At 43.4% G+C, this 539-nt stretch carries 1 protein-coding gene and 2 tRNA genes; all 3 read left to right on the top strand.

What is annotated here, in order from left to right; genetic code table 11:
- The first annotated feature begins 62 nt into the window (after positions 1-62).
- Positions 63-137 (top strand) — tRNA-Gly (locus CWC17_RS18765).
- Between the two features lie 11 nt (positions 138-148).
- Positions 149-224, top strand: a tRNA-Thr gene (locus CWC17_RS18760).
- A 135-nt stretch (positions 225-359) separates the two neighbouring features.
- Positions 360-539, top strand: a 180-nt coding sequence (locus CWC17_RS18755) for a GTP-binding protein (protein WP_249935950.1), incomplete at its 3' end; no start/stop codon positions are given.

Genomic DNA, 539 nt, shown 5'->3' with positions numbered 1-539 from the left:
TCCAGCTCCCTCCACCACTTTATTCTTGACGGTTAGAGGTAGTTTAAGAACAGGTTCCTAAAGCGGGCATCGTATAATGGCTATTACCTCAGCCTTCCAAGCTGATGATGCGGGTTCGATTCCCGCTGCCCGCTCCAATTATGGTGTTGCTGATATAGCTCAGTTGGTAGAGCGCACCCTTGGTAAGGGTGAGGTCGGCAGTTCAAATCTGCCTATCAGCACCAGTCATAAGAATCTCCTTGAATACTTCCTTTATCTGTCAGAAAAAACTATTTGAAATTTGAAAAAATTAAATTAATCTACCTCTGGTGGATTATTTTCATATGTAATCTAGATACACAAAACTGATAGGTTCCGTCATGGCAAAAGAAAAGTTTGAACGCGTAAAACCGCACGTAAACGTTGGTACAATCGGCCACGTTGACCACGGTAAAACTACACTAACTGCAGCAATCACTAACGTACTTGCAAAAGTATACGGCGGTGTTGCTAAAGATTTCGCATCAATCGATAACGCTCCAGAAGAGCGGGAGCTTGGT

Source organism: Pseudoalteromonas sp. S3785 (assembly GCF_005887365.1).
GTDB lineage: Bacteria > Pseudomonadota > Gammaproteobacteria > Enterobacterales > Alteromonadaceae > Pseudoalteromonas.
The sequence above is the reverse complement of the archived record's forward strand: the minus strand, read 5'-3'. Positions and strand labels throughout refer to the sequence as shown.